Annotated in this window: 6 protein-coding genes and 2 pseudogenes; 3 read left to right on the top strand and 5 right to left on the bottom strand. The window is 73.5% G+C overall.

The window, feature by feature from the left end; genetic code table 11:
* Window positions 1-215, bottom strand: a pseudogene (locus AB0C29_RS28415) (3-dehydroquinate synthase); the annotation flags it as partial.
* A gap of 70 nt (window positions 216-285) precedes the next feature.
* On the opposite strand from AB0C29_RS28415, the gene AB0C29_RS28410 reads away from it, so the two are divergent.
* The gene (locus AB0C29_RS28410) at window positions 286-990 is read left to right on the top strand and encodes a Clp protease N-terminal domain-containing protein (RefSeq protein WP_360826206.1); all 705 of its coding nucleotides are present in this window, start codon (window positions 286-288) and stop codon (window positions 988-990) included.
* A gap of 171 nt (window positions 991-1,161) precedes the next feature.
* On the opposite strand, the gene AB0C29_RS28405 is transcribed toward AB0C29_RS28410, so the two are convergent.
* Window positions 1,162-2,376, bottom strand: a complete 1,215-nt coding sequence (locus tag AB0C29_RS28405) for a YafY family protein (RefSeq protein ID WP_360826203.1) — start codon at window positions 2,374-2,376, stop codon at window positions 1,162-1,164.
* 62 nt (window positions 2,377-2,438) lie between these two features.
* Here AB0C29_RS28405 and AB0C29_RS28400 point away from each other — a divergent pair, with 62 nt between their 5' ends.
* Window positions 2,439-3,140 (top strand): alpha/beta fold hydrolase, encoded by a 702-nt coding sequence (locus AB0C29_RS28400; protein ID WP_360826200.1) that lies wholly within the window; start codon window positions 2,439-2,441, stop codon window positions 3,138-3,140.
* On the opposite strand, the gene AB0C29_RS28395 is transcribed toward AB0C29_RS28400, so the two are convergent.
* Together AB0C29_RS28395 and aroC are read right to left on the bottom strand one after the other, a co-directional pair.
* On the bottom strand, window positions 3,111-3,623 hold the full coding sequence (locus tag AB0C29_RS28395) for a shikimate kinase (protein WP_360826197.1): 513 nt from the start codon (window positions 3,621-3,623) through the stop codon (window positions 3,111-3,113). The genes AB0C29_RS28400 and AB0C29_RS28395 overlap by 30 nt on opposite strands.
* Window positions 3,620-4,798 carry a chorismate synthase gene (gene aroC / locus AB0C29_RS28390; protein ID WP_360826194.1) on the bottom strand — a complete coding sequence of 393 codons (1,179 nt, stop codon included), beginning with the start codon at window positions 4,796-4,798 and terminating at the stop codon, window positions 3,620-3,622. The genes AB0C29_RS28395 and aroC overlap by 4 nt, the downstream gene beginning before the upstream one ends.
* 99 nt (window positions 4,799-4,897) lie before the next feature.
* On the opposite strand from aroC, the gene AB0C29_RS28385 reads away from it, so the two are divergent.
* Window positions 4,898-6,118, top strand: coding sequence for a multidrug effflux MFS transporter (locus AB0C29_RS28385; protein ID WP_360826191.1), 1,221 nt, complete (start codon window positions 4,898-4,900; stop codon window positions 6,116-6,118).
* 57 nt (window positions 6,119-6,175) lie between these two features.
* Here AB0C29_RS28385 and AB0C29_RS28380 read toward each other — a convergent pair.
* A pseudogene (locus tag AB0C29_RS28380) lies at window positions 6,176-6,316 on the bottom strand (shikimate dehydrogenase); the annotation flags it as partial.

The raw sequence follows: 6,316 nt of genomic DNA, 5'->3' as shown, positions 1-6,316 counted from the left end.
TCGGCGTCGGGCACCTCGATCGGCAGCGGCCGGATGCCCGCCGCGGACAGGGCGTCGGCGACCGCGGCCGCCCGCTCCTTGAGCGGCGGAGCATAGAGAACGGCGGCCCGCACAGCGCCGTCGACCAGGCCGGGCAGGGCGTCGAACAACCCCCGGCCGACGAGTACGTCATAGGGCCGGTCACCGGGCACAGGGATTCGCGTCACGTCGTCCATCAGCGCTGATCCTAGTGCGCGCGGCATGGGGTTATAGACACGTAACCCCATCACGGGTTACATCTACGTCATGCCGAAAATCAACGTCTACCTGCCCGACGAACTGGCCGACGCCGTGCGCGAGTCCGGCCTGCCCGTATCCGCGATCTGCCAGCGAGCCCTGGAGGAGGCGGTCCGGCGGATCACCGTGATCCGGCAGACCGCCCTGGGTGACCTCGACGCCGGCCAGCTCGCAGCCACCCTGCCCTCCTTCACCCCCAGGGCGATCACCGTGCTCTCCCTGGCGATCAACGCCGCCCGCGACGCCGGCGCACCGAACGTCGGCACCGGCCACCTGCTCCGCGCCATGATCACCGAAGGGGAGAACCTGGCGCTGCGGCTGCTCCGGGCGATGGAGATCGAGCCCGCGACCCTCTCGTGGGCCGAACAGGACGAGCCGGGCGGCGGGCCGGGGCTGCGCTACAGCACGCCGGCCGCGAACGCGCTGGAGATGCTGGTCGCTGAGGCGACTGCGCTCGGGCACAACTATGTGGGCTGCGAGCATCTGCTCATCGGTCTGGCGGCCGAGCCGGACGGGATCGCCGGGCGGACGCTGCGGGCGGCGGGCGCCGACGCCCGGACCGTGCGGCGGACGGTGTCGGCCGCCCTGAGCGGCTACGCCCATCTGCGGGCGACGAAGCCGCCGGTCGGACCGGAAGAGCTCACTTCGGTGGTACGCCAGGAGCTGCGTCCACTGGTTCAGCGGGTCGAGGCGCTCGAGGCGCGGCTGGCCTGACGGGCGCTCGGCTTGCGGGCGGCTCGGCTTGCGGCCGGCTCGGCTTGCGGCCGGCTCGGCTTGCGGCCGGCTCGGCTTGCGGGCAGCTCGGCTTGCGGGCAGCTCGGCTTGCGGGCAGCTCGGCTCGCGGGCGTCGGGGTTGACGGCGGTTCGGGCCGACGGGCGGCTGGGTCAGCGGGTGGCGTAGCGGACGAGTTGCGCGGCGTGCTCGGCCAGAGCGGTCCGCAGCTCGTCCGGCCGGACCACCGTGAACGGCCAGCCCAGCCCGGCCAGCATCTGCGCCATCCCGGGCAGGCTCTGCGCCCGGCAGCTCAACCGCACCCCGTCGGCGACCTCGGTGACATCCGCGATGGCGGCGGGGATCCGGCGGCGCACCTGGGCGACGTCGGCCTCGATCAGCACCTCGACCTCCCACTTCCAGGGCAGGCCGGCCCACTGCCGGGTGACGTGCGCGACGGCGTCGAAGTTCGGCGGCGCCTCGAAGTCCTCGCCGGTGGGCACGGCGGCGGCGATCCGGTCCAGCCGGAACGACCTGATCTCGTCGGTGCGGTGGTCATGGGCGACGAGATACCAGCGTCCACTGTGGAAGACCAGACCGTAGGGATCAACCTGCCGCCGGCTGACCCGCGGCGCGGGCCCGGCGTCGCCCCCATCCACCGCCGGACCGTCCGGCTCGATCGCCGCTCCCGCACCACCCCCGGTCACCGCTCGCAACTCGGCCGCGGCCGGCCCGTCCGGCTCGATCGCTGGTCCCGCGCCACCCCCGGTCACCGCTCGCAAATCGGCCGCGGCCGGCCCGCCCGGCTCGATCGCTGGTCCCGCGCCACCCCCAGCGGGCGGCGGCGCGTCGTCGGCGGTCGGGCGGCGGCGGGGTGTCCGGTAGGTGAGCGCAAGCCGCTGCTGCGACCGAGTCGCCGTACCCAGCGTCAGCAACAGATCAGCAGTCGACGGCGTAGCGCCGTAGCGCGGCGCAGCGTCCGGCTCGCGGCGCCGCATAGTCAGGCCCAGACTCGCCCGCAAGGCCGCCAGCCGGTCCCCCAACGCCGCCGGAAGGACCCGCGTGATCTTCGCTTCGGCGGCGGCACTGGCCGGGGCGTCCGTCGCCAACCCGAGACTGTCGGCCGCCACCAGGCCCAGCACCACGGCCACCGCTTCGTCGTCGGTGAGCATCAGCGGTGGCAGCTTGAAGCCGGGCAGGAGCCGGTAGCCCCCGTACCGGCCGCGTTCCGCTGTCACCGGGATGCCCAGTTCGGCGAGGGTGCCCGCGTACCGGCGGACCGTACGCTCATCCACCGCGAGCCGGGCCGCCAGCTCGGCCCCGCGGATGCTGCGGTGGGCCTGGAGCAGCTCCAGCATGGCCAGGACGCGTGAGGCGGGGTGCGGCATGCCGAAGATTCTCCACCCCATACCGGACCGGTATCGTCCGGTATCCGGTTTAGCGTGAGGGCATGACGACATACGTTCTGGTTTCCGGTCTCTGGCTCGGCGGATGGGCCTGGCACGACGTGACGGCGGCGCTGCGCGGCGGCGGGCACGAGGTCTTCCCGCTGACGTTGACCGGCGTCGCCGACCGCTCCCATCTGCTCGGTCCCGGCGTGGATCTGGACACCCACATCGAGGACATCGTCCGGCTGGTCGAGACCGAGGATCTGCGGGACGTGGTGCTGGTCGGGCACAGCTACGGCGGGATGCCGGTGAGCGCCGCGGCGCTGCGGTTGCGGGAGCGGATCGCCCGGGTGGTCTATGTGGACAGCGGGCCGTTGCCGGAGGGCACCACTCAGCAGTCGATGTCCGGGGAGCCGGCCGGCCCGGGTGACGCGGTGCCGCCCCGCGAGTGGGACGCCGGCGCCGATCCGGTGCTGCTGGCCGGGCTGGACGAGGCGGCGCTGACGCTGCTGCGTACGCGGAGCACACCGCATCCCCGCGCTTCGGTGGAGCAGCCGCTCGGCGCCCGGGCCACCTCCCGGGAGCTGCCGACCACGCTGGTCGCCTGCACGTTCCCGGAGGACCAGATCAAGGAGATGATGGCCGCCGGCCATCCGTTCTTCGCCGGTCTCACCGAGGCCGAGGTCGTGATGCTGCCCACCGGCCACTGGCCGATGCTCAGCGAGCCCGTCGCGCTAGCGCGGATTCTTGAGCAGCGCGGCTAGCTCGGCGGTGATCTCCTCGGCGGTGCGAGCATCGGTCGCGATCGTGTGGGTGGCCACCGACGCGTAGAGCGGGCGGCGCTGCTCCATCAGGTACTTCAGGGTCGCCCGCGGGTTCACGGACAGCAGCGGGCGGCCCGCGCCCAGCCCGACCCGCTTGACCGCGTCGGACAGCTCCACCGACAGGAAGACCACGGTGTGCTCCCGCAGCGACTCGCGGGTGCCCTCGTGCAGGATCGCGCCACCGCCGAGGGCGAGCACGCCGGGGAACGAGCCGAGCGCCTCGGCGATCGTCTCGCGTTCCAGGGCCCGGAAGGCGTCCTCGCCGTCGTCGAAGAAGATCTCCGGGATCGGCTTGCCGGCGCGCTCCTCGATCAGGTGGTCGGTGTCGGCGAAGTCCACGCCGAGCAGCGCGGCCACCGCCTGCCCGATCGTGGTCTTGCCCGCGCCGGGCGGGCCGACGATCACCGCGGCCGGCGCGGTCACCGGATCAGCAGACTGTCGAGGTAGCCGGCCAGGTTGCGGCGGATCTCGGCGACCGAGTCGCCGCCGAACTTCTCCGTCGCGGCCTCGGCCAGCACCAGCGCGACCATCGCCTCGGCGACCACCGCGCCGGCCGGCACCGCGCACACGTCGGAACGCTGGTTGATCGCCGTGGTGGCCTCGCCGGTGACCACGTCGACCGTCTGCAGGGCGCGGTTCAGCGAGGAGATCGGCTTCAGCGCGGCGCGGACCCGCAGGTTCTCGCCGTTGGTGATGCCGCCCTCCAGGCCGCCGGCCCGGTCGGTGATCCGCTTGACGCCGTCCGCGGTCGGGATGATCTCGTCGTGCGCGACCGAGCCGCGCAAGCGGGCCTGGGTGAAGCCGTCGCCGATCTCCACGCCCTTGACGGACTGGATGGACATCAGGGCGGTGGCCAGCCGGGCGTCCAGCTTGCGGTCCCACTGCACATGCGACCCCAGACCCGGGGGTACGGCCCAGGCCAGCACTTCCACGATGCCACCGAGGGTGTCCGCGTCCTTCTTCGCCGCGTCGACCTCGGCCACCATCCGGGCACTGGCCTCCGGGTCGAGGCAGCGCAGCGGGTCGGCGTCGATCCGGGCCGCGTCCTCCGGCGTGGGGATCAGGCCGGCCTTGGCCGCTACCGAGCCCAGCTCGATCACGTGCGAGACGATGTCGATGCCCAGCGCCTGCTTGACCAGCGCCTTGGCGACCACGCCGACAGCCACCCGGGCCGCCGTCTCGCGGGCGCTGGCGCGTTCCAGGATCGGCCGGGCGTCGGTGTGGCCGTACTTCTGCATGCCGGCCAGGTCGGCGTGGCCGGGCCGGGGCCGGGTCAACGGCGCGTTGCGGGCCTGGGCGGCGAGCTCCTCGGGATCGACCGGGTCGGCGGCCATCACGGTGCGCCACTTGGGCCACTCGGAGTTGCCGATCCGGATCGCGACCGGGCTGCCGAGCGTCACCCCGTGGCGGATGCCGCCGATGATCTCGATCTCGTCCTGCTCGAACGCCATCCGCGCGCCCCGGCCGTAGCCGAGACGGCGGCGCGCGAGGTCGCGGCCGATGTCCTCGCTTGTCACCCGCACTCCGGCGGGCACCCCTTCGAGAAGGGCGACGAGAGCGGGGCCGTGGGATTCACCTGCGGTAAGCCAGCGCAACACGGGTCACAGTCTGGCACGCCGTCGTCGCTGGCCGCCGCGCCGGGCAGCCCCCGTCCCGCCTGCCGGACCGGGGGCGGGCAGCAGAGCTATCGTCCGGTGGTGTCGTCCCAGCCCACCACGCCGGTCACCCGGCCCGTCCCGGCCGTGCACGGGCCCCTGCTCGTCGTCATGCTCGGGCTCATCACCGCGATCGGCCCGCTGTCGCTGGACATGTATCTGCCCGCGTTCCCGGCCCTGTCGCGGGACCTCGGGGTGCCCGACGCGCAGGTGCAGCTGTCGCTGACCACGTGCCTGATCGGGCTGGCAGTCGGGCAGCTGGTCTGCGGCCCGCTCAGCGACCGCTGGGGGCGGCGCCGGCCGCTGATCATCGGCGTCGGCGCGTACGCGATCTTCTCGTTCCTCTGTGCGCTCGCCCCGACCGCGCCGGTCCTGGCCGGGGTCCGCCTGGCGGAGGGCATCGCGGGCGGCGTCGGCGTGGTGGTGGCCCGGGCGATCGTGCGGGACCTGTACGCGGGGGTCGCCGCCGCGAAGTTCTTCTCCCGGCTGACGCTGATCTTCGGCGTGGCCCCGATCGCCGCACCGAGTCTGGGCAGCGCCGTGCTGAAGGTGACCTCGTGGCACGGCATCTTCATCGCCCTCGGCATCATCGCGACGCTGCTGACGGCCCTGGTCGTCTGGCGCATGCCGGAGACGCTGCCACCGGAGCGACGCAGCCCCGGCGGTCTGGCCGACACGGCCCGTACGGCCCGCACACTCTTCGCGGACCGGTTCTACCTCGGGTACGCACTGGCCCAGGCGTTCGCGTTCGCCGCCCTGTTCAGCTACATCTCCGGCTCGTCGTTCGTGCTCCAGGACGGCTACGGCGTCTCCCCCACGGTGTTCAGCCTGCTGTTCGGCCTGAACGCCTGCGGCCTGATCGTGCTGAGCCAGGCCAACGGCCGGCTGCTGGACCGGTTCGCGCCCCGCCGGCTGCTGCTGGTCACGCTGGTGGCGCAGGTGGTGGCGGGCGGCATCGTGCTGGCCGCGGCCCTGCTGGGCAGCCTGGTGGCGCTGATCGTGGGGCTGTTCGTGCTGGTCGGCACGATCGGCATGATCACCCCGAACGGGACCGCGCTGGCCCTGGACCGGCACCCGGAACGCGCCGGGACGGCGGCCGCGCTGCTCGGCGGCATCCAGTCGGTGATCGCGGCGGTGGCCGCGCCGCTGGTCGGCTTCGGCGACCCCGGCCGGGGCATGCCGATGGCGCTGGCGATCGTCAGCTTCGCGCTGGTGGCGCTGGTGTCCGTGCTGACGCTGACCTGGTCACGACGGTCGGCCTGAGCGGCCAGGCCCGGCACTGGGTCGACCCCGACCGGACCGTCCCGAAGCCGCCAGCGCTCAGCCGACTGCCGACGCCGCCGTCAGGGCCGCCCGCATCGCCGCCTCCGGCGCGGGGTGCACGCCGGTGAACTGCTCGAACTGGCCCAGCGCCTGCGCCAGCAGCAGATCGAGGCCGGACACCACCGGGACCCCGTGGTC

It is taken from the genome of Actinoplanes sp. NPDC048791 (assembly GCF_040650095.1).
GTDB lineage: Bacteria > Actinomycetota > Actinomycetes > Mycobacteriales > Micromonosporaceae > Actinoplanes.
Note: the sequence above shows the minus strand (reverse complement) of the source record. Positions and strands in the feature narration are given on the sequence as shown.